Genomic DNA, 26,030 nt, shown 5'->3' on the forward strand with positions numbered 1-26,030 from the left:
CCGCTTTCAGATGACAGCAGTCCCATTTTTAACCTGCGATGTTACAACGTCCGGGCGACCGCATCGCAGGAACTGTCCATGACCGGCCTGCCCCCGGAACTGCCCGTCCGCCCAGACGGTCACGCCTCGACTCAGCGTCATCGCGGGCCATGCACGCACTTCGCGGCCCTCGTAGGGCGTGTAGTCGGCCGCATGGTGAAGCTCGTCATTGCGGATCGTACGTTCGATACCCGTATCCCAGATCACCAGGTCGGCGTCACTGCCAACCGCGATTGTGCCCTTGCGCGGGTACAGCCCGTACAGCTTCGCCGCGTTCGTCGACGTGAGCTGCACGAAACGGTTGATGCCGATCCGGCCGCCTATCACGCCTTCCGAGAACAGCAGCGGCAGCCGGGTTTCAAGGCCCGGAATGCCGTTGGGCACCAGGTGGAAGCCGCTAGCGGCGCCATGCAGCATCTTGCCGTGCGGATCGTCGTAGTTAAAGGGCGCGTGGTCCGACGATACGATCGTGAACATGCCGTTCTGTAATCCGGTCCACACGGCCTGCTGGTTCGCCTTGTCGCGTGGCGGCGGACTGCAGATGCACTTCGCGCCAGCGAAGCCTTCGAGCGCGAGGTCTTCTTCGCTGAGGAAAAGATACTGCGGGCAGGTTTCCGCGAAGATCGGCAGACCCCGGCCGCGCGCCCAGTGAATCTGCTCGATCGCCTCCCGTCCGGAGACATGGACGATCAGAATCGGCACCTCCGTCACCTCGGACAATGCGATCGCCCGATGGGTGGCTTCCCGCTCGACCAGCATCGGCCGCGAATCGCCGTGATACTTCGGCGCGGTGAGCCCGGCCGCGAGCAGCCGTTCGGTCAGCCAGCCGATGCAGTCGCTGTTCTCCGCATGGACCATCGTCATGGCGCCATGAACGCGCGCGCAGGCGAGCACGTCTATGATCTGGCGGTCCTCGAGCTTCATGTCGTCGTAGGTCATATAGACCTTGATCGACGTATAACCGTCCGCGATCAGTGCCGGCAGTTCCTCCTTCAGCACTGCCTCTGTCGGGTCCGACACGATCAGGTGGAACGCGTAGTCGATCGACGCCTTGCCGGCCGCTCGAGCGTGATAATCCTGCACCGCCGCGCGCACGCTGTGTCCCTTGAACTGCAACGCGAACGGAATGACCGTGGTAGTGCCGCCGCACGCCGCGGAGCGCGTGCCGGTCAGGAAGTCGTCCGCCATTTTCGAACCGTCTGACGTGGGCTGGTCGAGATGAACGTGCGCATCCACGCCGCCCGGCGTGACGAAGCGGCCCTTCGCGTCGATCGTCTCGCGGCCACTGGGCAGATCCCGGCCGATCGCGACGATCACGCCATCGCTGACGCCGATATCGGCGGTATAAAGATCGGCCGCCGTGGCGATGCGCGCGTCGCGAATCACCGTGTCAAAGCTGGACTGGTACATGTCGGTCACGCGTGTTTTCTCTGTGGTCAATGTGAGCGGGCTGCTACGCGCGGCGTGCGGCGAGCCGTGCACGCCAGCCGCCGCGGCCTGCATCGTGCGCGGCGTAGCCCCGCCCGTAGTAGGCTTCGATCCTGCGCTGGAAGAAACTCCACACCGTCGTCATCAGCAGGTAGTAAAGCGCGGCCACGACGAACAGCTCGAGCACCATGAAGCGCTCCTGGATGAGCTCCTGCGTACGCCGGAGTAGCTCCTCCATCGAGATCACCGACGTGATCGAGGTCGTCTTCAGCAGGCTGTTCACGCTATTGCCGAGTGACGGCACGATGAGCCGCATCGCTTGCGGGAAAACGATCTGGCGCATCGTCTGCACGCCGTTCAGGCCGAGCGCCTTCGCGGCGTTGGTCTGCCCGCGAGGCACCGCGATGATGCCGCCGCGAATGATCTCGGCGAGGTACGCGGCTTCGTTAAGAATCAGGCCAATCAGCGCGGCCTCGATCACGGAGAAGCGCAGCCCGACCTGCGGAAGCCCCGTGTAGAGGATGATCAGTTGCACGAGCAGCGGCGTCCCACGAAGAACCCATACGTAGAACGCAGCCGGCGCCGACAGCCAATGCTTTCCAGACAGCCGCGCAAACGCAACCAGCGAGCCGAGGATAAGGCCGCCGGCAATCGCCGCGAGTGTCAGCCAGATGGTTTGAAACGCTCCGCCGATCAGGTAGGGGCTGATCAGATAAGAGGCGAAACCGTCCCAGTTCCATCCCTGGTTCATCACTTGACTCCTGGCAGATTAATCAACGTCGTTCCCGCGGCATTCACTTTGGCTGCGCGACGGCGATGGGCGCATCGAGTGGCTTGATGCCGTACCTCGCGAACAGCTTCTGATAGCTGCCGTCCTTCTGCATCTGGTCGAGGACGCCGACAATCGCGCTCGCGAGCGCCGGATTTTTGGCGGCAAGCGCGACCGGCGTAGGATGGATGCCGGACACCGCACGCGCAAAGCCGCCACGCTTCTGGTATTCGCCGGCGACCGCGTCGATCGAGACGACCGCGTCAACCTGCCCGGCCGCCAGTGCCTGGTAGGCGATCGAGAATGTGTCGAAAGTACGCAGCGTGAACGGCTTCATGCCACGCGCCGTCATGTCCTTGATCATCGCGCGCGCCTGTGCCTCCTCGAATCCGCCGATCTCGACGCCTACCGTATGCCCCGCGAGGTCGTCCGTCTTCGTGATCTTCAGCGGATTTGAAGCCGTGGTGGAAATGCTGATCGCCTGATTCTCGTACGGGATCATCTGCATGATGCGGGTACGCTCGTCGGTCACGAAAATACCGGTATTGATGACGTCCCAGCGGCCGCCTTGCAGACCCGGCACCATCGCGTCGAAATCGATCTTCACGTATTCGGGCGTGAGGCACAGACGCTTCGCAATCTCCTCGCCCAGTTCGATGCGCATGCCCTTCAGTTGTCCGGAAGCGTCGGTGTATTGCAGCGGCGGCAACGTCGGGTTGGTCGACATGATCAGTACGCCTTGCTTGATCAGCGCGTCGGCGGGAATCGATGACGTGCACGCGGCAGCAGGCTGCTGCGCGGCCATTGCCAAAGCAATCGCGAGTGCGCCTGAAAACAGGCGCGGGCGGACGAACGAACGATAGGACATGAGATTCTCCAGGGGGAAAAAAGGAATCAGGACAGCGTGTTTAGTACACCGAGCGCCGCGAGATCGGCGCGTAGCAGTTCACGATCAGCGGCCGGCAGCGGCAGACGCGGCGCGCGCGGCTCACCGGCTGGCAAGCCCATCATCGCGAGGCCGGCCTTGCTTGCCGACACATAGCGATGCCCGCCGACCCAGCGCACGATCGGCAGCATCTCGCGATAGATCGCAAGCCCCGCGTCGATATCCCGCTTGACAGCGGTGCATTCGTATAGCCGTGCAGACAGCCGCGGCAGCAGGTTCGAGCACACCGCCACCCAGCCTTGCGCACCGACACACATGGATTCATAACCAAGGATCCCCGCGAAAACGGTCATGCGGTCGCCGCACAATTCGACGATGTCGCGCACTCGCGTGACTTCAAGCGTCGACTCCTTGATGTAGTTGACGTTGTCGATGTGCGACAGGCGCGCGACGAGTTCCGGCTTCAGGTCAACGTTCGCCGTGGCCGGATTGTTGTAGATCATGATCGGCAGTTCGATCGATTCGCCGATCCGGCGGTAATGCTCGAAGAGCTCGTCTTCGGTCGGCGTGCTGTAGAACGGCGGAATCACCATCACCCCGTCCGCGCCGAGTTCCTGCGCTTCCCGCGAACGGGCGATGGCGTCATCGGTCCATTCCATCCCCGTGCCGAGCAGCACGGGCACGCGGCCCGCCGCCGCTTCAATCACGGTCTGTGCCACTTCGATCCGCTCCGAGTCCTTTAGAGACAGGAATTCGCCCGTACTTCCGAGCGGGATGAGCCCATGAATCCCCTCTTCGATCTGCCAGTTCACGAGTTTGTGCAGGGCTGGGATGTCGACGTGCTTGCCGTCGGCGGTAAAGGGGGTAATCAGGACGGTGTAGGTGCCGCGAAAAGTCTTCATCGTAGAGCTGGAATCCGGTTTTTTTTGAGAGCTTTGAAATTGCATATTGTTTGTATAGCATTTGTATACAAATTTCGCGCGTCAAGCCTTTTCAAATCCCGGCACCCGTCTTGAAGCTTGCAAAGCCCAACGCAACAAGGTTTCTGATGCGTCTAAAAAAATCGCACATCGCTCCATCCGGCAAGCTCATCTCGTTCGAATACGACGGCGAGCGCATCCGCGCGCTGGAGGGCGAGTCCATCGCCGCGGCGCTCGCCGACGCCGGCCGCGGGGTGTATCGAGAGACACTCAACGGGGAGCGACGCGGGCTGTATTGCGGTATGGGCAACTGCTTCGAATGCCTTGTGTGCGTGGACGGCAAACAGGGACAACGCGCCTGCATGACGAAGGCGGCGGACGGCATGCAGGTCACCGCACAGGGCACGGCGCGCGCAAACGCCGGCGCTCATGTGCCGCTCGCGCCGACGCCTGAAGGCGCACAGCCGCGCGAGGTCGCCGTTGACGTGCTGGTGGTAGGCGCTGGTCCCGCGGGACTGATGGCGGCGTGTGCGGCCCGCTCGCGTGGTGCATCGGTCGAGGTGATCGACGAGCGCCCCATGGCGGGCGGCCAGTTCTTCAAGCAGATCGCCCCGAGCCAGCAGGCCAGCAAACTCGATCGACAGTTCCGCGAAGGCGCAGCGCTGATCCGGCGTGCCCGCGCGATGGGGGTCACGCTCACGCCAGACGCGTTCGTCTGGGGGGCATTCGGCCCGCACGAAATCGGCGTGATCGTGAATGGCGCAAGCGTTGTGTTCCGCCCGCTGCAGATCGTGCTCGCTCCCGGCGCGTACGAATACACCGCGCCCTTCCCGGGTTGGACCTTGCCCGGCGTGATGACCACCGGCGGCGCACAAACGCTAGCGCGGGCGTATCGGGTGGCGCCGGGCGAGCGAATCGTCATTGCGGGCAACGGGCCGCTGAACCTGCAACTTGCCGCCGAGTTGGTGGCCGGCGGCGCGAACGTCGTGGCGGTTCTCGAAAGTGCAACGCGGCCCGGCTTGCGCCTGTGGCGCGAACTGCTTGTCGCGACCCGCGAAGCGCCCAGCCTGATTCGCGATGGCGCCGCTTACCTCGCCACGCTGCGCGCCGCGAACGTGCCGGTCATCTGGAATGCGCGCGGGCTCAAGGCGCATGGCAAGCAGCGGCTCGAAGAGATCGCCTACAGTTGCGGCGACAAACCCGTCACCCTCTCATGCGACACCCTGTGCGTCGGTTATGGCTTCGCGCCGACGACCGATATTGCACGGGCGCTCGGCTGCGCGCATTCGTTCGTCGACAGAGGCGTCGGTCATCTCGCCACTGACATCGACGCGAACGGGCAGACGAGCATCGCAGGCGTGTTTGCGGCAGGCGATGGCGCGCGCATCGGAGGCGCCCGGGTCGCGCTCGCGCGCGGGACGCTTGCGGGTCACGCGGCGGCGGATGCGCTACGTCTTCAGTCAAAGGCGGACGCCGGGCAATCGCGTGCTGCGGCACGCCGTGCGTTGGCGCGCGCGGACCGGTTCCAGACCGCGCTGTGGAAAATTTTCGCCACACCGGCGCCGAGCATCGTGGATCTGCCGCGCGATACGATCGTCTGCCGATGCGAGGACGTGACGCAGGGCGCGATGCTCGACCAGCTGTCCATTGGGCACGACACGCTGGCGTCGATCAAGCGTAACACCCGTCTTGGCATGGGCCGCTGCCAAGGGCGCAATTGCGCGGCGAGTTGCGCCAGGCTCATCGAGGAATCGACGGGCCGTGTCCGTGAGGTCATGCATTTTCTCGCCCCGCGCGTGCCGGTGCGGCCAGTGCCGCTCGCCGCGCTGGCGTTCGAGAAGCCCGAATGGGGAGGCCATCGTAAGGCGTCCACGCCGAACGTTGCGCGGCCCGTGGAAGAGCCCGCCCTGGGCGATCAGAATGCCGACGTCCTCGTGATCGGAGGCGGTGTGATGGGTGCGTGCCTCGGTCATTTTCTGAGCCGCGCGGGCCGCGACGTGCTGGTGGTGGACCGCGACGATTTGAACCTGCAGGCGTCCGGCGCGAACGCGGGCAGCCTGCACGTGCAACTACTGTCGTTCGATTTCGGCAAGAAGGCCCGCGCGGGCGGCACGCCCGCGGCCAACACGCTTGTTCTCGGCCCCGCGTCGGTGCGGCTCTGGCAGCAACTCGAACGCGAAAGCGGCGACAACCTCGAAGTCCGCGTGACGGGCGGCCTGATGGTGGCCGACAGCGAGGCTGGTATGCACTTCCTCGAGCAAAAGATCGCGCTCGAAAAACAGTTCGGCATTGAAGCGGAACTGCTCGATGCACGCGGCCTGCTCGCGTTGTCCCCGCATCTGTCGCCCACTCTGCTCGGCGCGGAATACTGCCCGATGGAAGGCAAGATCAATCCGTTGCGCGCAACGTATGCCGTCATGCGCCTTGCCAGCGCGCAGGGCGCGCGCTTCCAGCGTGCGACCAACGTCACGGCGATCATGCGAGATCGCGGCGGCTTTTCTGTCGCCACAAGCCGTGGCCGGATTCGCGCACGTGTCGTGGTGAACGCCGCCGGCGCGTGGGCAAAAGAGATCGGCGCGATGCTCGGCGTGCACGTCCCGGTGGCGGGCGCGCCGTTGCAGATGATCGCCACGGAACCTGCGCCGAAGCTCGTCGACCACCTGATCGCCCACGCCGACCGCCACCTGAGCCTGAAGCAGACGGCGACCGGCGGCATCCTGATCGGCGGCGGCTGGACCGCCGCGTTCGACCCCGTGCGGCGCATGAACCACGTAATGCGCGAGAGCATCGAAGGCAATGCCTGGGTCGCAAGTCACGTGCTGCCCGCGCTCAAGGGACTTCACATGGTGCGCGCCTGGGCCGGCATGAATATCGACATCGACGGCGCGCCGATTCTCGGTCCGGTGGAAGGCGTTCCCGGCTTTTTCAATGCCGTGACGTCGAACGGATACACCCTTGCACCGATCGTGTCGCAACTCGTGACCGATCTCATTCTTCAACGCTCTCCCGAACTCGACATCGCGCCCTTTCTGCTAGACCGGTTTGCATCTGCGTGAAGCACCTCCACGACCACTCACACAAAGAATCCTGACATGCCCCATACCGACCTGAAAAACCGCATTGCCGCCTGGATCGACGCACACCGGGACGAGCAGCAGGCGCTACTCGCAACACTCGTGCGTTGTCCTTCCGACAACCCTCCCGGCGACTGTGCACCGCATGGCGAGCTTGCCGCGACCGAGATGGAAAAGCTCGGTTTCACAGCCGAGCGTCATCGCGTGCCGGATGACGTGGTCTCTCGGCACGGAATGCAAAGCGTCATGAATGTTGTTGTGCGCGAGCGCTTCGCGCCCGGTCCGATCATCGCGCTCAATGCGCATGGCGACGTGGTGCCGGCCGGCGGCGGCTGGAGTACCGATCCGTATGGCGCCGAAGTCCGCGACGGCTGGATGTATGGGCGCGGAGCGGCGGTCTCGAAGTCTGACTTCGCGACCTACGCATACGCGTTGCGCGCGCTGAAGGAATGCGGCGCGCCGCTCGCCGGCACTGTCGAGCTGCACTTTACGTATGACGAGGAAACCGGCGGCATGACCGGCCCCGGGTGGCTTCTCGCCGAAGGCATCTCGCGGCCCGACTATGCTGTGTGCGCATCGTTTTCGCATCATGTGACTATCGCGCATAACGGCTGTCTTCATCTCGAAGTGAAGGTGGTCGGCAAGTCGGCGCACGCGGCGCGGCCCGATACCGGCCACGATGCACTCGAAGCCGCTACCCAAATCCTTGGCGACCTCTACTTGCACCGCGCGACACTTGCGGGCCGCCACTCGAAAGTAGCAGGCATCGATGCGCCAACGCTGGTCGTCGGCCTGATCGACGGCGGGATCAATACGAACGTCGTGCCTGACGAGATCACCTTCCGGCTCGACCGACGGATCATTCCCGAAGAACAGCCCGAAGAAGTCGAAGTCGAAATCCGCGCGCTCATCGATGCATCCACCGCCAGGTTGACGGGCATCCGCGTGGAAATCACGCGGATCCTGCTCGCCCGTCCATTCATGCCAATCGACGGCGCCGCGGCGCTTGCGGAGATTTTCCGTCGTGAGGCAAGCGAGGTCACGCAGGAAGACGTGCAGACAAACGGCGTGCCGCTCTACGCCGATGCGCGGCTCTATGTCGAAGCGGGCGTGCCGACCATTATGTATGGCGCCGGTCCGCGTTCGCTGCTCGAAGCGAACGGCCATCGCGCGGACGAACGCGTACCGCTCGCGTCACTTGCACTTGCGAGCAAGGTGGTCGCTAATGCGATCGTCGAATTGCTTGCCCCCACCGCGACCTGAGGCTAAATCCATGATCGACATCACCAACGTATCGAAATGCTATGGCAGCGTTCAGGTGCTGGAACGATGCACGACACGCGTGACGCAGGGTGAAGTAGTCGTGATCTGCGGACCGTCTGGCTCCGGTAAATCGACTCTCATCAAATGTGTGAACGGTCTCGAACCGTTCCAGCAGGGTACGATTCACGTCGGCGGTGTATCAGTCAGCGCGCGCGGCACCGATCTATCGAAGCTGCGCGCGCGCGTGGGGATGGTGTTTCAGCAGTTCGAGCTTTTTCCGCATCTGTCGATTATCGACAACCTCATTCTGCCGCAGGTTTCGGTCCTCAGGCGTGGCAAAGCCGAGGCGACGCAGAAGGCCCGCACGTTGCTCGAGCGCGTCGGACTTGCGCCGCACGCCCACAAGTATTCAGGGCAGCTATCCGGCGGCCAGCAACAGCGCGTGGCTATCGCGCGAGCCTTGTCAATGGACCCGGTCGCCCTTCTCTTCGACGAGCCCACGTCAGCGCTCGACCCCGAGATGGTCAACGAAGTCCTCGATGTAATGGTGGAGCTCGCTCGGGAAGGCATGACGATGATGTGCGTCACCCACGAAATGGGCTTCGCGCGCCGTGTGGCAGATCGTGTGATCTTCATGGATGGCGGGCAGATCGTCGAAGACAGTACAAAGGGCGACTTCTTCGACACGCCGAAGTCGCCACGAGCGAAGCACTTCTTGTCCAAAATACTGCAGGCCGCCTAGTATCCCGAGTTAGAGATTCATTGCGTTATTTGCGTTGTGTACTAACCTAGGTTGCAGGGTACGCAAGTCAGTCGTGATCGGTTGCTGTTTGAGAGGAAGGTGTCGTTGCGGCTTGCGTCAGAGAGTTGGACCGCTCGGCCGCGGTTGCTGCCTGAAGGTCCATACGGAATTAATCAGGAAAGTCAAAACCAGCACCATGCCCGTCGCGATGACCTGGGCGATCATGTAGTTGAGCTGGCTGTCCTCGGTCAGCACCTTCATCACAACACCGTTGACCAGCACACCGAGGCACGCCGTCGCCGCGAACTTTGGCAGGGTATTCAGATGACTGCCGGCCGATCTGAAAGTCAGCCGCCGGTTCAGGCAGTAATTCACGAGAGCCCCAACAACCGCCCCTGCGACCGATCCGGTAACGGGTCCGGCCCGGCCCGAAGCGACCGTCGCGACGAGGACAAGGTATTGGGCAAGCGTGCCGACCGCGCCGATGCTGGCGTACGCGACAAACTTCAGCACCACGCGACCATCAGGCATTGCTTGCGCTGACATTCTGGTAACGATCCTTGATGAGATAGACGGGACGCTTCTTCGATTCTGCGTAAATGCGCCCGATATACTCGCCCAGTACACCGATCCCGATCAACTGCACGCCGCCCAGCATCAACACGGCGGTGAGCAGAGACGCGTACCCGGGCACCGCGACGCCGTGAATCAGGGTTCGTGCGATCAGAAAGGCGGCGTACAAAAATGCGAACGTGGCGACCGCCGTACCGATATAAGTCCAGACGCGCAGCGGCAACGTACTGAAACTCGTAAAACCTTCCAGCGCAAAATTCCACAGCTTCCAGCCGGAGAACTTCGACTCGCCCGCTGCGCGAGACTCACGCACGTACTCCACGACGGCGGTCCGATAGCCCACCCAGGCAAACAACCCTTTCATGAAGCGTCTGGTTTCAGGCAATTTCTTCAGTGCGTTGGCCACTTCCCGCGTGATCAGCCGAAAGTCGCCGACGTTTTCCGGGATATGCGTATCGCAGACGGCGTTGTGCATCCGGTAGAACATGGCGGCCGTTTTCCGCTTGAGAAACGAATCCGAATCCCGATTGCTCCGTCTTGCCAGCACGACGTCATTACCTTCCCGCCACTTTTCGACCAGCTGCCTGATGACATAGGGCGGATCCTGAAGGTCGGCGTCGAACGGGATCAGGATGTCGCCCATCGCTTCATCGAGCCCCGCGGACAAAGCGGCTTCCTTACCGAAATTGCGCGTCAGGTCGATGACACGGATCCGGCTATCGGCGACCGAGCGCTGCAGCAACTGGCACAAGGTGTTATCGCGGCTGCCGTCGTTGACGCAAACGATTTCGAAGGTAAGGCTATCAAGCGATTCCAGCACGGGCAATGTCGCTTCGAAGAACTTGCTGATCATCTCCTCTTCGTTATAGAACGGCACAACCAGCGAAAGCAGCGGAACATCGGCAGTCACCACCACCGCAAGCGGCGGCGCTACCTGCTGGGCGTCGCCGTGAATTGGCAGGTCCGGATGCAACGCCCTCAGCAGAGGTGCACCGAGCAGTTGTTCGCGGCCCATGTAATTCATGATTGTCCCCCCAGCCGTGGCAGGCCGTTCGAAGCAGATGGCATCCCCGTTCGCACACGCGTGCAGACCCGAGCCTGTGAACCAATTTAATCCAGAGCGGACGGCACGTTTGTTCGCATCCCAACACTCCCGGCCAAACGGCACTTCAGGCAGCCGCGGCGGGCTGGGCCTTTGTCCTGGTACGAGAGAGCCCCGATCTGCGCAGCAGCGAGCGACCGAGCGCAATACCAGGCCGCTCGACAAAGACGAACGTCAAGGACGAAAAGCCGCTCACGACCAGAGCCGTCAGAGACACGACGCTCCAATATCGCGTTACGGATCCGATCGCGAACTCGCGCAGCGGTGCGATTGAGAACACCAGGTGCAGACAGATGCCGTGGGTCAGGTAAATGCCGTAGCTGATGGCGCCAAGGCGTTGCGCAGCGCGTGTCCTCAAAAGACCGAATATGTCGCAACCGTTGGTGATCAGATAAAAGAAGACCGCCAGCAGAATTGCCTGAGTTATGGGATGTGAAACCTGATAACCGGCATAGACCACGGCCAGCAAGGCCACGGCCGCTATCGAGCTTGCGGCTGCGGGAAGATTCGTTCCGAACCTGCCGTCTCGCAGGGAGGCGAATATCATGCCGATGCTGAATAGCAGGATGAAAGCAGACTGTGGAAAACGACCTGCCAGACTGAGTGACGCCGCGACAAGGAATACCGCGACAGAAAAAGCCAGCCGGAACCTTCGTGAGAAAGCAATCAGCGAGGTCAAGGCAAGCGAGAAATAGAAGTACCATTCCCACCCCAACGTCCAGACCATTCCCGTCATGATGGGAGGACCGCCGTAACCATTGACCCGGACATTTGCGCCCAGCCCGAGCAGCATCCAGTTCCCGATCTCCTTGACGAGCTGGATTGCGCTTACGTTCAGGTGCGGCCCCGTTGCCGAAAGCGTAATTGCCAGCATCAGGGCAATAACCAGGTAGTACAACGGAGCGATGCGGAAGAATCGCGCGGTATAGAGGGAAAACAGATAGCGTCTGTAATCGGTGGCATTGCGGGTGTGACTCGACGCCGCGACCGCCTTCCCCCAGAAAAGGAAACTCGTGATGATGAAGAACAGCGCAACCCCGATACTGCCCAGCTGGTTGAAGAATAAGCTTGGACCGGCTCCCCAATAGCCTGTCGTCATATAGACGTAGTAGCCGGATCCATGCGCAAAAAACACGCCCAACGCCAGGAAGCCGCGTAGTCCGTCGATCGTCCGTGACCGGTTATTGTGCTGCGCAGGCGGCTCGTCCAGGCCCTTGAAGTAGCGCAGCGAGAAAAGCCCGAGCAGAACGACCATCACCGGAACAATGCGCCACGGCTCATAAATTCCACTATTGATCAGATCTGAGCCCATCCTGTTCCCTCGACCGTTGTTGTGAAACGCGCGCCTGCGCGGTCACGATGGACGCCATACGGGTGCCATGTCGCAATCCGATGCAACTCATATTAGGTGGGTGCCCGCGCCTTCGTTGTTCGCTCGCGAACACACCCAGAGCGATTGGAGCGGATCCCGTTGAGGCGGGTACTGCGGGATACTGCCGACCCGCCCTGCGGCGGGTTCCCGCCACAAGAACGAACGGTTGGCGACCTGAGCAGCGTCAGGCAGCCCTGCCCTTCGATCCAATGTCAAAGCTGGAAAATGACAAACACGCGACGAACTGGCAACGAGCAGGCGTCGGCAGAATCGGGCCGGTTTCGTGCTGTAGCACTCATTTTCCCGGGCCTTCCGGGTGGACACGCTCCGTCGAGCTATTTATTGTCAGAAGGGACGACAGTTGCGCCGTATGCCTGTGTGCCGCATCTCTGACGTTCAAATTTATCGAAGGGCCGTTCAGGATTGTTACCCTACGGATAGCCGATCAGCGTTCTTTCAATGCAAGCCCCATGTCGGCCGTAAAGACCGGACAACTATTTCATAGATATTGCGCTGAAGTGCCCTTGTTACGCGGAAAGCTCATGAAACGTCCTACAAAAGTGAACGTCCATCTCTTTTACGGTGCCGACCCGACTCAATACCGGCAGGGAAAGGCAAAGGGCTGCCTTTATGGCTATCATCACGCCGAGTCGGAGAACTATCATCTCACCTACTCTCATGATGCTAAAGAAGGAAAAATCAGGAGATTTTTCCGGAAAGGTCTTAAAGCTGCTGTCGGATTTGATTTTTTGCACACCTGGCATAACAGACGGCAGATACTCGATGCAGATGTAGTCTGGACGCACACGGAATTCGAATATCTGGCAGTTGCGCTCCTTCTTCGACTGCATCGTCGCCCGAAGAATCCACTCCTTCTGGCACAAAGCGTATGGCTCTTTGACCGCTGGCACCGCTATGGCCCGGTACGCAGATTGCTCTATCGCTCATTGGCGAAGCGAGCCGATATGATGACAACCCATTCGTCGATAAACCAGAAATTGTGTAAAACCTGTCTCGGCCTTCCCGCCACCCAGGTTTTTTACGGGATATGCACTGACGACTTTCCGATTTCCACGGTTGCGCCGTGGCGCCCCCACTCACCCCTTCGAATTGCCGCGATAGGCAATGATAGAGACAGAGACTGGGATACGCTCATCGATTCGTTTTATGACGATAACCGGTTCGAGGTTCGACTCGCAACGAGAAGACGGGTGCGTTCAGCAAAGCAATCGCCCAACATCAAAATCGGACCGGTGTTTGGCCTCGCAGCGCAACGTGAACTGTACTATTGGGCTGACGTCATTGTGGTCCCGCTTCGAGAAAACAAACACGTGTCCGGGATCACGGTTATTCTCGAATCCGTTACGTATGGCAAACCGGTCATTGCCACTGACGTCGGTGGACTGCAGGAGTATTTCTCGCCGAATGAAGTGACGTACGTTCCTGTCGCCGACGCAATAGCGCTCCGTGATGCAGCACTTTCTCTTTCACAATCTCCCGAGGACGCCTGGAATAAAGCGTTGCTCGCCAGCCAGCGACTCATAACGAGCGGGTATACGACAGCAAATTTCGCGAAGCAGCATGTCGCACTCACCGAACAGATGCTCGCAGCAGCCTGCAGCCCGGAAACGGGAGAAATGCTGACTGAGGGTTTGCGTGGTTCGTGATGGCGCCGCGGTACAAGTTATGCCGACGTTGAGTTTTCCTCGACACCTGACGCAGCCGGGCGATGTGCGCCGCGCCCGGCGCTGAACTGCCCGAACCGGTTCAGGATTACCGCGCGCATCTGCAGTTCGGTGACCTGGCAGTCGATGTCTCACGCCGCCACTTCTTTGCGGCCATGCATGACTGTTGCCCGGCCGATCTCGAGCAGCGTTCAGTCGGGTACGCCTACCGACTCGCCTGCGTGTGCCGGTCCGGCGCGCCGGACTCTGGAATCGGTTCTGGGCATCAGTGCGGATTTTCTCAAGACCGCGCTGGAGAATCGCCGGGCTTCTCTTACGCCCCATGAATCCAGGATCACAAATGCCCTCGCCGACAGGACACTCAGCGCGACAACGAAGGCCGCACAGGATGCGATCAATACGGGACGACTCAGGTATTCGTGAAGCGCAATGAAGTACCACGCCCCGAACGAGCAGAGTACCAGGGGATGCATCAGATAAAGAGAGAAAGAGATATGTCCAAAAAATCTCGAAACACGGCACGAAAATGCGCTCTGGAACGGCTTCAGCATCATGACGGACACGACAATTATCGTCGCAGCGACGGAATACACGGGAGCCCAGTTATCACGCGCCAGATAGTGGAATGTCAGCACGGGCACAAGCAGAACCAGCATCAACATGATCGATACGGCAATCTTCGAGACCTTTCTTCCCAACAGCAATCTGACCTGTTCAAGCTGATATAGCTCGGCAATGAACAACCCCATCATGAAGGAGACCAGATCCCGGTTGATCAACCAGACGGCGACCAGCGCCAGCCCGTAGGGGATCCATCTTTTTTCCAGTTCACCGAAAAGGGCCAGAAGGCAAAAAATCAGGAACGATCCGAAAAACTCGAGCTGCATGGTCCAAAGGACAAAGACATACGAATTCACATGGAAATAATCGAAGTAAACATCGTAAAGCGCAAATTTCACAAGACTGAAGAAATCAGGCGACCATTGATAAAATTGCGCTATCCATTCGCTACCGGACATCACTGCAACGCGCTGGTTGTACATCAACCCAAGCTTCATCAGACAGAATGCAATGCAACAGGCGAAGAAGATGGGGACAGTCAACCGGATATAGCGGCGAAGTGCCTGGTCAGCGATCAGTTCCCGCCTTCGCTTCTGCACGTAACCCACTGACAGGACATAACCGGACAGAACAAAGAACACGTATACGGCGATCGCGCCATCTGTCAGGAAGTGGTAAAACACAACGCCGACGGTTGCCACGCTGTACTGGAGATAGCCCCAGAACGCGCCTTTCGCAAGGAGGTGTCTGACTCCCTCAGCGGACGGCCCGCTGGATCGGAGCAGGTAGAAGGGAAAGAGGTGGCACAGCACAACGATGAGCGCAGCCCATCCGCGCAACCCGTCGAGGTATGCCAATCGGGAAGAGTCCGACTCTCCAGCACCAGCTGTCATGTGAAATCCCCAATCGAAAATGCTGGCGGTCGCCCACCGACGCACGACGTCGGGCTTGCGCGCACAGGCAGATCGCGAGCGTCCGCGGACACTCGGTCATGACGCAACGAGCGTGCGGCAAGCAGGGTTCCGGAAGAATCATGCGGCATGACCTCCTCGGCACAATGGTCGTTTCCGCACACAAACCGACATCGGCTAGCCAGCCACCCCTCCTTGAAACATCACACGATCGAATCTGCCTGACCGGTACGGGTCGGCCGCTGCGCGAGCTTGGCAAATCTGTACGCTCGCCAACAAATTCCCGCGCGGCAAAGCTGGACAATTGACAGCGCAGCAAGGGGACGCACAACGCCGTGCGTAAAGACTAGACCAGGTGAAGAACATCAAATTACGCCCGTCTAAGGGAGCGCAAAATGGGATGGAAAGGGTCGCTCATAGAAGCACCACTCTGGCTTGCGGGCCGGCTTCGGCCATCTGGCATCGATCCGCTCCGCGAGGAGCCTCGCAACATTCTGGTGCTGCGGCCCAACGATTTCGGCGACCTGCTGACGACCACGCCGCTATTCGAGGCGCTGCGCCGGCGCTTTCCCTCGACCCGGCTCGTTGCGGGAATCGGCCAATGGGGTCGGGCGGTTCTCGAGAACAATCCCTTTGTCGACGAGATCGTTGAAGTCGACGCACCATGGAACAACAAGATCGTCAAGGATCAGTCGCTGCGCAGCGCGATGCGGTTCATCTGGGGATCGGAACAGGTCGATGCACTGCGTCGCCACAACGGTTTTGACGTCGGCATTGACGTGCTCGGCAGTCATCTCGGAGTGATGCTGATGTTACGTGCCGGCGCACGCTACAGAATCGGCGTACGCGGCTATCGCGGCGGCTGGAGCGCATGTCACGCCCATATCGGCTTTACTCCCGAGGTTCACGTGGCCCGCGCCGCGCTGGCGCAAGCCGAATTGCTCGGCGCGCGCGATCTGCCCGAACCGCGGCCACAGCTTTACCTGACCGAGGCAGAACGCAGTCAGGCAGCGCACGTCTGGCGGGCGGATTCATCGCTGGAGCCAAGACCTGTGCGTCTGCTGGTAGGGTGTGCCGCAGGCCTTCCCGAGAAAAGCTGGTCCGCCGAGGCAATGGGGACGGCACTCGGGAAAATATCGAGGTTGCTTGCCCCGATGGCCGGCAGCGACATCGTCATCATTGGCGGACCGGCGGATCAAACCACGGCAGCGCAGATCATGGCGCACGCGGGTCCTCGCGCGGGCATTCGCTCGATGGTGGGCCAGGCATCGCTCAGAGGGACCTTTGCGCTGGCTGAGCAGGCTGACGTCGTGCTCACCTACTCATCCATGCTATTGCACGTGGCTGCCGCGTTTCGACGTCCTACGCTAGCCGTGCTGGGAGGGACGTCGGAAGTGGCCAACGCACAGGCACACGATGTCGTCTGGGGCTACCCGGCGCCGTATAGCAGCGTCGGGCCGTCGAAGGTCACGCCCGGCAAACCCGCTGCCAACTGGCCCACGGTCGACCGGGTTGTAGAGGCCGTACTGGACAAAGCCAGAAACGCACCTGTTCTGCGACAACCCCATCAGATCGCTCTATAGAGAGATGCAATGCGCTCTTCCATGCCCAGCCTGAAAAAAAACGCAGCCGCCAACTTTCTGGGGAGCGCGTTGCCGCTGATCGTCTCGTTCATTACGGTGCCGCTGTACCTCAAGCATATTGGTGCGGAGCGATACGGTGTGCTCGCGATTGTATGGACGCTGCAGGGTTATTTCGGGTATATCGATTTCGGTCTGTCGACCGCGACCTCGAACCGCATTGCGCAACTGTCGAAAGCGTCGCCTGCCGAACGCGAGTCGGTATTGTGGACCGCCCTGCTGCTCAACACGGGATTTGGGATCATCGGCGGCACGATCCTGTTCCTGGTCGGTCATCTACTCTTTGCACAGTTCCACATCGCGCCCGCCATCAACGCGGAAGTGCTGCAGGCGATGCCGTGGATCGCCTGCGCGATACCGATTTCGACTGTGACCGGCGTGTTCACCGGGGCAATGTCCGGCCGTGAGCAATTCGGCCCGCTCAACGCAGTCCAGTTCGTCGGTGTCCTCATATACCAGATCGCACCGCTGCTTTTCGCGATCCTGATCAAGCCCGAGCTACAGATCGTCATTCGCGCCGCCATCCTCGGCAGCGCCGCATCGCTGGTCCTTCTGATCGTCGTGACGTTCTGGGTGTTTCCGCTACGCTTCGCCGCCGGAGCCAGCCTGCGACATATCAAACCGCTGTTTTCGTACGGTGCGTGGGTGATGGTGAGCAACTTCACCACCCCGGTGCTGGATTCCACCGACCGGCTGATGATCGGCAGCATTCTCGGTCCGCAGGCTGTCGCGTGGTACCAGGTACCGTCCAATCTCGCCCTGCGCGGCAAGATCTTCGCCGCTGTTTTCGCCCGCACATTGTTTCCCAGGTTGTCGGCTCTTGAAAAGCACGACGCCGTGGCGCTTGCCGTGCAGGCGACGCGCGGACTCTGCGTTCTGATTACGCCGATCTTCGTCTTTGGCATCTTCCTGATGCAGCCGTTTCTGCATGTGTGGATCGGCCACGATTTTGCGTCAAGAACCACCTCCATCGGCGAAATCGTTCTTATCGGCGTATGGGCAAATTCCCTCGCCCACATTCCTGGCAGTCATCTGACCGCGGGCGGCAAACCGGGGGTGGTGGCACGCCTTCATGCAGCCCAGGTTGTGCCGCTTGTCGCGTTGCTGTGGTGGACGCTGCATAGCTTCGGCGTGATCGGAGCGGCCTTTTCCTGGACCCTTCGCTATGTTATCGAGACCATCCTGCTGTTCATGGCGGCGCGTCTGGGCTCCGGGTTAGCGCGCTTTCTGATCGCGCCTGCGCTACTCATTGTCTCGGCGTTTGTGGCCACGGTGCTGTTCTCATGGACGTCGCCCGCCCGCATCGTCTCGTGGATCCTTCTGGTGGGGCTCGCGATTGTCTGGGCGCTGCAGGCCGAACCCGCCTGGCGTGCCCGCCTGCTGCGTTCGCTATCGTCTGCCCTTGTGCAATATCGATCGTGGCGACGTGCGTAGACCCAGATGCAAGTCACACAACGCGAGAGACTCATGCGTGAACATACGGTGGTGGGTTCATTCGAAGGCGCCCGCGGGGTCGCGGCGCTGCTGGTTGCCGTCTATCACTTCAGCCTTTTCATGCCCTTCAACCTGCCGTATCCGGTGTTCATCCGGTACGGCTACCTGTTTGTCGATCTTTTCTTCGTCCTGAGTGGCTACGTCATCTGCTCTTCGTATCAGAACCGGCTCAGTAGCGGCAACGCTTTCTGGAACTTCGCGATCCGCCGGTTCGGGCGGCTTTTTCCTCTGCTCATATTTTCGACGGCGGTCTACGTCCTCATTCCCAATCTGCACGCCCTGACCAAATACGTCCTCGTCGTGCTCGGTCATCAGAACATGTTCGCGAGTCCAACATCCTCGGGCTACTTCCTGCCGTCGGGGGCCGAGATCCTCGCCACGCTGACGATGACGCACGGCCTTGGTCTCTTCGACAAGGCCATCCTGAACTACGTCAGCTGGAGCATCAGCACGGAGTTCTACACCTACATGCTGTTCGCGGGCGTGTGCATCGCGATTTCGGGCCGCGTGAGACTGGCCGCCTTTGCGCTGCTCAGCGTCTTGGCGTTCCTGATCACCTGCTGGGCGAGCCTCGTCTGGCATGATTGCATCGCCAACGTGGAGTGCCTGAACATCACCTACGATTTTGGCCTGACACGATGCATTGCATCGTTCTTCATGGGCTGTCTTACGTTTCACGCCGCGAAATTCGCCACGCGTCATGAGAGCGCGCTGCAGGCATGCGCGCTGCTGGCTGCCGGGGGCATTTTCATGGCGCTTAAGCATGCACCGGCTCTCGCCCTGGGACTGCCGTTTGTTTTCGCGCTGCTGATCCTGTCGCTCTCATCCGACCGGGGCTTCGTGGCCCGGTGTCTCAGGAGCAAACCCGCGCAGATGTTGGGCTGCCGTTCCTATTCCATCTATCTTCTGCATCCGGCGCTCATCTACCTGTTTGGGCTCGCGGCACGATATTCCGTCCGACCTGCCTTCGGGATCGTGACGCTATCGATCTACCTGACGACGCTCTTTATCGTCTCAGGGCTGACATACCGTTTTATCGAAGTGCCGTTCCGCGATGTCTTCAATCGATGGGCGGGAAAGCAACGGCTCGCGCCGGCAACGGAATATCTGGTGCGGCCAGACTAGTACGACATCCCGGAAATGGGCTTAATAATCTCCGGCTGCGCATAAGGCGCGAGGAGCGCGACACTCGACATCGGGGCGCCAGGCGGTCAGAAAGCCTCGATCGCTTCGTGATAGACGCCGGCAACCTGCGCCGCCACGACCGGACGGTCGAAATGTGCACGCGCATAGGCGCGGCACGCCGCCGCGTCGGGTAAGGTGCGGGTACCACGCAGCGCCTCGATGATCCCGCTGCCGATCGCATGAAAACCCCCGGACGACAGTACCAGATCAGGCGAGAGCGGCGCTACGGCCTCCGGCAGGCCCCCTACCGGCGTCACCAGCACTGGCGTACCCGAGGCCAGCGATTCGATCGTGGTCAAACCGAAACCCTCGAGCGCGACGGTTGGCACCACCGTCATGTCGGCCGCCGCATACCACATCGGCAACGCCGAGTCGGGCACGAAACCCAGAAACTTCACGTGATCTTCGAGGCCACGCGCCGCCACGCGCGCACGCAGGTTCGCCTCGAGCGGTCCGCGCCCCGCGATCGCCAGCAGCGCATCCGGTACCGCCTGCCTGATCAGATACATCGCGTCGATCAGATCCTCGATGCCCATGCGCCAGACGAGACGACGCACGCAAAAGAGGACCGGCCGGTCCTGCGGCAAGCCTAACGAGGCGCGCGCGTCCCGCTTCGCGAGGCCCGTATCGAAACGTGCGACGTCGACACAGCCCGGCACCACGCGAATGCTGTCTTCATGTATGCGGTACTGGGTATGCAGGATCTGCCCGAATGCCTGCGACAGCACGATATGCCGGGTGCCGCCGCGATAGACGAAGCGTTCGAGCGAGCGGCGCACGCCGCGCGCGAATGCCTTGCCACCGGCCTGGATCGACTCGTCGGCCCACGGCCCGTGAAAGTGCACCACACGCGGCACACCGCTGAATACACCTGTAGTCGGTGCGGTATAGAGCGCGAAATGCGCGGCCACGACATCCGGTTTGCGTGCGCGTTTGAGTCTTGACGAGAGCGCCCGGGCGGCCCACAGGCGCCGCCCGAGCCGCGAATCGGCCGTGGCGAACGACTGCACCGTCCCGCCCGAAGCCTTCTCGACCCCATCGCTGCCCGCCACCAGGCCGCGCACGTTGACCCCCTGCGCAGGCAACGACTCGACGAGTTCCATGAACATGCGATCGAGGCCGCCCGGTCGCTCTCCGAACCAGTGCATGCCGATCTGCAGCGAATCGATCTGAGTGCTCATGAGTCCACCGTAGCCGGCGGAGACGGAACCGGGACAGGCGCCACCGCGCGCCGCGCACAGATGCGCTCATACAGCGCCAGGTAGCGTTGCGCCATCGTGGACCACTCGAGCGTTCTGGCCAGCTCACGCGCGACCTGCCCCATTTGCCTCGCGCTGTCGCGATCACTGACAAAACGCTCGATCGCCCCGGCGAGCGCAGGCGCATCTTCAGGATTGTCCAGCACCACGCCGCTGTCCGGTCCGATCACTTCGGCGCCGCCCGTCGTCCGCGCCGCCACCACCGGCAGCGCGCTGGCAAGCGCCTCCAGCAACACCAGGCTCATCGCTTCGTAACGCGAAGGAAACACGAACGCGTCGACCGAACGCATCAGCGCGGGCATGTCTTTCACGAAGTCGATGAAATGTACCCGCTCGGCCACGCCGAGTTCCGCCGCCATTGCCGGATGCGGACTCCCCCGGAAACCAGCGGCGACGACAAGGTGCACTTCGCGCGAGGTCATCGCAAGTGCGCGCAGCACCGTGTCGAGATTCTTGCGCGACACGGTCAGATCGCCTGCGAACAGCAACAGGAAAGGTGCGTCGGGCAAGCCGAAGCGAGCGCGCCCGGAAACGCCTGGCGCGAATTCGTCGATATCGACACCGTTGTAAATGACCTGCACCCGCGCCGGGTCGATACCATGCCTGAGCACTTCGCTACGCACCTTGTCCGACACCGGAACCACCACCTGCGCGCGCCTGAACGCCCCCGCCTCGAGGTAGCCGTTAACTCGCGTGAAGATAACCTGGTAGGCATCGTAAGCGCTGCGAAAAAAGCGAAACGGATAAAAGCCGCATCGATACCACCCGTCGTGCACAAAATGGACGGCGTTGACATCGGCTCGCGCCCACGTAATGAAGCCGTTCACGTGCACCACGTCGAACTCGTGCCGATGCGCGCGGATCCACAGGCCGCTGCGCCACGCGAACGACTGGTACTGCAAAAGGCGCGTGGGCAGCCGGCTGGAGCTGATCTGCACAAACAGCGCGAGCGGGTGATCCGCCAGTTCAGGTGCCGCGCGCGATGCGAGCATCGTCACCTGGTGGCCCGCCGCCAGCGCCGCGCGGGCAATCTCGTAGTTGACACGCCCCTGCCCATCGTTCTTCGCGACGACGTGTGTCACGATCAGAATATTCATACGCTTACTCCTGGTGCCGGCCCTCGGCCAGCGCGTAGAACCGCCGCCGGCGCCACAGCGCGCCCAGCAGGTGCCGATGCAACCGATGCCGCCTTCGCGGCGGCTTTTGCCGCGTGTGCCTCGTGCGCACTGTAAAGGGCATAACGCAGCCCGATGACCGGCATCGTCACGCCAACGTAGAAAAGCATCCCCGTTCCGGATGTCATCGTATTGAACATGAGCAGCATCGCGAAAATCGCGACCGACACGCCCACGCCACATATCACGAAGCGGTCTTTCGGTTGTCGTCGGCTCGCCTTGAACGCCCGCCACATCAACAGAACGATCCCTGTCATAAACAGCAGCGTGCCGGGCCACCCCATCACGAATGGAATTTCCATCACGCCACTATCGAACCCGCCGCCAGCGGGCGCCGTACTGTCGGTCGCAAGCTTCGCGCCAAGGCCTATCGAACCGAGCCCCTCTCCTGAGATATCCGATAGCGCCGTCGTCAGAAAGATCTCGTAAAAGTAGGTCCGCTCCCGAAAGCTGCTGTCGTTGCTGATATCGGTAAGCGTACTCATACGGCCGAGCACGCCATCCGATATCTGATCGAACATCATCAACGGCGCGCATAGCATCACGATACCCAGTACACCGCCGATCATCCGCCGCCGGCTCCTCCCGTCGAGCATCGCAAGTGGATAGACGAGGCCGATGACGAGGCCTCCCCAGCACGTGCGCACCGACGTGAACAGTAACGCCGCGACACCTGCAAGCGCCATCAGGATGGCGAGGCGCTTGCGCGAAGCCAGTGACATCAGCACCATATACATGATCGCCACGGCAAAGATACCGGGCGCATTCATCGTGCTCCAGACACGCAGCCCGTATGGAACAGGGTGGCCGAAAGTCCAGCCTTTTATCTGGATGATCCAGAACGCGTCCCATGGCGGCACCACAACGAACTGAATGACGCCATAGATGCCCATTAACAGACCGGCATACAACACCGTGCTCATCAGAACACGCTGGTAGTCAGGGTAGTGTCGCCATGTGACGTTGAGATAGAACGCCACCAGCGCCGGAAACGCCCAGTTGACCAGCGTATACAGCGCCGGCGCGAAGCCGGCCTGTATCACACCGACAACGAACGCATATAACATCGCGACGACGATCAGCACGAGCGGCGCGTTACGGCGCTGGCCAAGCCCGTTCGCGTGCTTGATGAACGAGAGGCCGCACAGCGAGACTGCCAGCAACGGCGCGACCATGATCGGACTTTTGTCGTTGAACGCGCCGTTCACGAAATCCGCGAGGCGTCGCACCTCCGGTGAGAGGAAAAACAGCCAGCAGACGAAGCCCAGGTAGTGCGGAGGCGAGAACCGGTAGAACATCACAGCGATCACCAGGGCGCCAGCCGGATAAAACAGCTCGGCGATCTTTCCCTGGTGAACAGCGATCAGCAGCAACGTCAGGATGAAGAAGCCGATCGGCAAGAGCGCCGGAAAGCGCGCGACCCACGACCCCTCGACGCGCACGCGTGGTTTGCCACGTTCCGCGTGCGACGCAGTCGCTAGCCGCGACGGCAATGACGGTGCTCTTGACATCCAGTTGCCCCCCGGCAATGAAAACCACGCGATGACGCCAGACGTGCGCGCCCGTTCGCGTTCAGGCCAGCCCGCACTGACGGCGGACCTGGCTGGCACTGCACGCGCGCGTGGTCACAGCAGTTCGTATGTTTTGACGATCGAAAGCCCGCTGCGCAGGCGGCGCACGTTTCCCGACTGAGCATGGCTGCCGCGCTGGCTGCACGAAAGACCGATGAAGGGCACGCCGTGCTCGAGAAAAGGACCTTCAGTCTTGCGAAAACCAAACTGCTCGTAAAAGCTCCTCAGTCCGACGGGTGCGGTCACCCGGATCAGGCGTCCCGGCCAACGCTCCGCAATGGCGCTCAATGCCCGCTCGATCAGCAATTCGGCCGTGCCATCGCCGCGTCTCGCGGGACTGGTCAGTATCTTGTCGATCACCACTTCCGGATCTTCCTCGTCTCCCGGACGAAGCCGCGCATAAGCCAGCACCGGCATCGGCAGGCAGATGTCCTGCATCGCAAACAGATGCAGCGCGGTTTCGTCGTGGCCATCGGCGTCGAGACAAACGTGCGCCTGTTCGACGACGAACACAGCACTTCGCGCCCGCATGATCAGATACAGTTCTCGCGGTGTGAGCTGTTCAAATTCGAGCGTTTTCCAGTTCATCACAGAGTCCATTATCGAAATTCGACGGGAACATGGCTGTTCGCATGGAAACAAGGTACGCCGCCGAACCTCCAGATTCAGTGCGGCACCGCACTGACGATACCGGGTCGCGATCCGTTAAATACCGACAACCAGCGACGTATGCGGCTGCTGCAGCGCGATCAGCCGGATACGTGACTGGTGAAGGACCACCGGCGACGCTGAAGCCGCCTCGTCAGGCACGAGGCCAGGACTCAGAAAACACTGCACAGCTCTATCTCCTCAAGGGAGCGCCTCACTATGAAAACAGCATTGCGACGCATTCTTTCCGAATCGGCCCGTCTCGATGTGCCGCCGGACACGCTGGCTGACGACGCCGACCTTTACGCGGCCGGCCTGTCGTCACTGGCGACCGTGCACCTGATGCTGGCGATCGAAGACGAATTCGGCATCGAGATTCCCGACCGGATGCTGACGCGCCGCCTGTTCTCCAGCATCGATTCACTGTCCGCCGCGGTCAGCGAATTGCAGCAGGCAAAGGCGGCAGCATGAACGCCCCGCTGATGCAGGAGGCCATCGCGCCAGTCGCCGAAGCGGCCACGCCCGCCGCCACCCTGGCCGCCGTGGAACCCGAATCCGGCTGGCGCGCCGCCGCGCAGCGCTGCGCCCAGATCGCCGCGCAACACGCCGATCCGGTCGACCGGCAGGCGCGCTTTCCAGTCGAAGCCTTCGACGCGCTGAAGCGCGAACGTCTGCTGTCGGCGATGGTGCCGGCGCGCTTCGGCGGCGCGGGACTCTCGCTCGCGGACGTCGCCTCGATATGCGAGATCCTCGCCCAGGGCTGCGCCTCGACCGCCATGGTGTACGCGATGCACCAGATCCAGGTCGCCTGCATCGAGGAGCACGGCAGCGACACGCCGTGGCACCAGAACCTGCTCACGCAGCTGGTCGAGCAGCAGTGGCTCCTCGCATCGGCTACGTCTGAAGAAACCATCGGCGGCAACATGCGCACCAGCGCCTGTGCAGTCGAACTCGACGGCGAGCTCTTTCGCATCGAAAAGCTCGCTCCGACGATTTCGTACGGCGCACACGCGGACGGCATCCTCGTCACCGCGCGGCGCACGGCCGAATCGGCGGCGGCGGACCAGGTGCTGATCGTCGCGCTGCGCGATGAGACGGAGCTCGAAAAACGCGGCGGCTGGGACTCGATGGGCATGCGCGGCACCTGCAGCGAAGGCTTCCGCCTCGTCGCCACCGGGCTTGCCGAACAGATCCTGCCGACGCCTTTCGCCGATATCGCCGACCAGACCATGCTGCCCGTCTCGCATACGCTGTGGGCCGCTGTCTGGACCGGCGTGGCAGCCGATGCGGTGAACCGCGCGAAGGCCTTTTTCCGGGCTCAGGCGCGCTCGAAGCCGGGTTCGGTGCCTCCGGCAGGCATGCGTCTCGCTGAGGCTGTGGGCCTGCTGCAGATGATGCAGGCGCGCCTGTCGGTCGCACTCGATGCCGCGCGTGCCGCGCATCGGGCGAAACACGGCGCCTCGCAGGCCGACGCGCCACTCTCGGCGATGCTCGGCTTCGCGTCGGACATGAATACGCTGAAGACGAGCATCTCGTCGACGGCGCTGCTCGTCGTTCAGGAAGTGTTGATGATCTGCGGCATGGCCGGCTACAAGAACGGTACGGAATACAGCGTGGGCCGCCATCTGCGCGACCTGCACTCCGCGCCGCTGATGATCAACAACGACCGTATTGCACAAAACACAGCGAGCCTGCTGCTGGCGCAGCGTCCGGCCGCCCCGGGGAGAGCCTGA

The 26,030-nt window shown here is 61.6% G+C and carries 22 protein-coding genes; 9 read left to right on the forward strand and 13 right to left on the reverse strand.

Annotated elements, in window-relative coordinates; genetic code table 11:
- Positions 1-6: 6 nt before the first annotated feature.
- The 4 genes from hydA to B0G77_RS19500 are packed head-to-tail and all read right to left on the reverse strand — an operon-like array spanning position 7 to position 4,024.
- Positions 7-1,449 carry a dihydropyrimidinase gene (hydA, locus tag B0G77_RS19485; protein ID WP_133664201.1) on the reverse strand — a complete coding sequence of 481 codons (1,443 nt, stop codon included), beginning with the start codon at positions 1,447-1,449 and terminating at the stop codon, positions 7-9.
- A gap of 43 nt (positions 1,450-1,492) precedes the next feature.
- The gene (locus B0G77_RS19490; RefSeq protein WP_133663592.1) at positions 1,493-2,218 is read right to left on the reverse strand and encodes an amino acid ABC transporter permease; all 726 of its coding nucleotides are present in this window, start codon (positions 2,216-2,218) and stop codon (positions 1,493-1,495) included.
- A 43-nt stretch (positions 2,219-2,261) separates the two neighbouring features.
- Positions 2,262-3,104 (reverse strand): ABC transporter substrate-binding protein, encoded by an 843-nt coding sequence (locus B0G77_RS19495; protein WP_243751051.1) that lies wholly within the window; start codon positions 3,102-3,104, stop codon positions 2,262-2,264.
- Between the two features lie 26 nt (positions 3,105-3,130).
- On the reverse strand, positions 3,131-4,024 hold the full coding sequence (locus B0G77_RS19500) for a dihydrodipicolinate synthase family protein (RefSeq protein WP_133663593.1): 894 nt from the start codon (positions 4,022-4,024) through the stop codon (positions 3,131-3,133).
- 146 nt (positions 4,025-4,170) lie between these two features.
- Between B0G77_RS19500 and B0G77_RS19505 the strand changes: the two genes are divergently transcribed.
- Genes B0G77_RS19505 through B0G77_RS19515 form a run of 3 tightly spaced genes read left to right on the forward strand, consistent with a single transcriptional unit; the run spans position 4,171 to position 9,121 of the window.
- Positions 4,171-7,098, forward strand: coding sequence for an FAD-dependent oxidoreductase (locus B0G77_RS19505; protein WP_133663594.1), 2,928 nt, complete (start codon positions 4,171-4,173; stop codon positions 7,096-7,098).
- Positions 7,099-7,134: 36 nt separating this feature from the next.
- Complete coding sequence (locus tag B0G77_RS19510; RefSeq protein ID WP_133663595.1) at positions 7,135-8,379, forward strand: M20/M25/M40 family metallo-hydrolase; 1,245 nt, start codon at positions 7,135-7,137, stop codon at positions 8,377-8,379.
- A gap of 10 nt (positions 8,380-8,389) precedes the next feature.
- Complete coding sequence (locus B0G77_RS19515) at positions 8,390-9,121, forward strand: amino acid ABC transporter ATP-binding protein (RefSeq protein WP_133663596.1); 732 nt, start codon at positions 8,390-8,392, stop codon at positions 9,119-9,121.
- A 117-nt stretch (positions 9,122-9,238) separates the two neighbouring features.
- Here B0G77_RS19515 and B0G77_RS19520 read toward each other — a convergent pair whose 3' ends face one another.
- From B0G77_RS19520 to B0G77_RS19530, 3 genes are all read right to left on the reverse strand, one after another.
- Positions 9,239-9,667 carry a GtrA family protein gene (locus B0G77_RS19520; protein ID WP_133663597.1) on the reverse strand — a complete coding sequence of 143 codons (429 nt, stop codon included), beginning with the start codon at positions 9,665-9,667 and terminating at the stop codon, positions 9,239-9,241.
- Positions 9,645-10,718: a glycosyltransferase family 2 protein gene (locus B0G77_RS19525; RefSeq protein WP_279571335.1), complete on the reverse strand. Its 1,074-nt coding sequence runs from the start codon at positions 10,716-10,718 to the stop codon at positions 9,645-9,647. The genes B0G77_RS19520 and B0G77_RS19525 overlap by 23 nt, the downstream gene beginning before the upstream one ends.
- A gap of 145 nt (positions 10,719-10,863) precedes the next feature.
- Entirely contained in the window at positions 10,864-12,108 is a 1,245-nt protein-coding gene (locus B0G77_RS19530) for an acyltransferase (protein ID WP_133663598.1), read from the reverse strand.
- Between the two features lie 602 nt (positions 12,109-12,710).
- Here B0G77_RS19530 and B0G77_RS19535 point away from each other — a divergent pair.
- The gene (locus tag B0G77_RS19535) at positions 12,711-13,835 is read left to right on the forward strand and encodes a glycosyltransferase (RefSeq protein WP_166656192.1); all 1,125 of its coding nucleotides are present in this window, start codon (positions 12,711-12,713) and stop codon (positions 13,833-13,835) included.
- Between the two features lie 209 nt (positions 13,836-14,044).
- Here B0G77_RS19535 and B0G77_RS19540 read toward each other — a convergent pair whose 3' ends face one another.
- Entirely contained in the window at positions 14,045-15,307 is a 1,263-nt protein-coding gene (locus B0G77_RS19540; protein WP_133663600.1) for an acyltransferase, read from the reverse strand.
- Between the two features lie 413 nt (positions 15,308-15,720).
- On the opposite strand from B0G77_RS19540, the gene B0G77_RS19545 reads away from it, so the two are divergent.
- Genes B0G77_RS19545 through B0G77_RS19555 form a run of 3 tightly spaced genes read left to right on the forward strand, consistent with a single transcriptional unit; the run spans position 15,721 to position 19,584 of the window.
- Positions 15,721-16,908: a glycosyltransferase family 9 protein gene (locus tag B0G77_RS19545; RefSeq protein ID WP_133663601.1), complete on the forward strand. Its 1,188-nt coding sequence runs from the start codon at positions 15,721-15,723 to the stop codon at positions 16,906-16,908.
- Between the two features lie 21 nt (positions 16,909-16,929).
- Positions 16,930-18,399: a flippase gene (locus B0G77_RS19550; RefSeq protein WP_166656193.1), complete on the forward strand. Its 1,470-nt coding sequence runs from the start codon at positions 16,930-16,932 to the stop codon at positions 18,397-18,399.
- Between the two features lie 33 nt (positions 18,400-18,432).
- Positions 18,433-19,584: an acyltransferase gene (locus tag B0G77_RS19555; protein ID WP_166656194.1), complete on the forward strand. Its 1,152-nt coding sequence runs from the start codon at positions 18,433-18,435 to the stop codon at positions 19,582-19,584.
- An 86-nt stretch (positions 19,585-19,670) separates the two neighbouring features.
- Here B0G77_RS19555 and B0G77_RS19560 read toward each other — a convergent pair whose 3' ends face one another.
- The 5 genes from B0G77_RS19560 to B0G77_RS45290 all read right to left on the reverse strand — a co-directional run bounded on the left by B0G77_RS19560 (position 19,671) and on the right by B0G77_RS45290 (position 24,486).
- Positions 19,671-20,825 carry a glycosyltransferase family 4 protein gene (locus B0G77_RS19560; RefSeq protein ID WP_133663604.1) on the reverse strand — a complete coding sequence of 385 codons (1,155 nt, stop codon included), beginning with the start codon at positions 20,823-20,825 and terminating at the stop codon, positions 19,671-19,673.
- Positions 20,822-22,000 carry a glycosyltransferase family 4 protein gene (locus tag B0G77_RS19565; RefSeq protein WP_133663605.1) on the reverse strand — a complete coding sequence of 393 codons (1,179 nt, stop codon included), beginning with the start codon at positions 21,998-22,000 and terminating at the stop codon, positions 20,822-20,824. The genes B0G77_RS19560 and B0G77_RS19565 overlap by 4 nt, the downstream gene beginning before the upstream one ends.
- Positions 21,997-23,589, reverse strand: a complete 1,593-nt coding sequence (locus tag B0G77_RS19570; RefSeq protein ID WP_133663606.1) for a hypothetical protein — start codon at positions 23,587-23,589, stop codon at positions 21,997-21,999. Before B0G77_RS19570 ends, B0G77_RS19565 begins: the two co-directional genes overlap by 4 nt.
- A 114-nt stretch (positions 23,590-23,703) precedes the next feature.
- Entirely contained in the window at positions 23,704-24,237 is a 534-nt protein-coding gene (locus tag B0G77_RS19575; protein ID WP_133663607.1) for a GNAT family N-acetyltransferase, read from the reverse strand.
- A 117-nt stretch (positions 24,238-24,354) separates the two neighbouring features.
- Complete coding sequence (locus B0G77_RS45290; RefSeq protein WP_279571336.1) at positions 24,355-24,486, reverse strand: hypothetical protein; 132 nt, start codon at positions 24,484-24,486, stop codon at positions 24,355-24,357.
- Positions 24,487-24,516: 30 nt separating this feature from the next.
- On the opposite strand from B0G77_RS45290, the gene B0G77_RS19580 reads away from it, so the two are divergent.
- Complete coding sequence (locus B0G77_RS19580; RefSeq protein WP_133663608.1) at positions 24,517-24,768, forward strand: acyl carrier protein; 252 nt, start codon at positions 24,517-24,519, stop codon at positions 24,766-24,768.
- The gene (locus B0G77_RS19585) at positions 24,765-26,030 is read left to right on the forward strand and encodes an acyl-CoA dehydrogenase family protein (protein WP_133663609.1); all 1,266 of its coding nucleotides are present in this window, start codon (positions 24,765-24,767) and stop codon (positions 26,028-26,030) included. Before B0G77_RS19580 ends, B0G77_RS19585 begins: the two co-directional genes overlap by 4 nt.

It is taken from the genome of Paraburkholderia sp. BL10I2N1 (assembly GCF_004361815.1).
Taxonomy (GTDB): domain Bacteria; phylum Pseudomonadota; class Gammaproteobacteria; order Burkholderiales; family Burkholderiaceae; genus Paraburkholderia.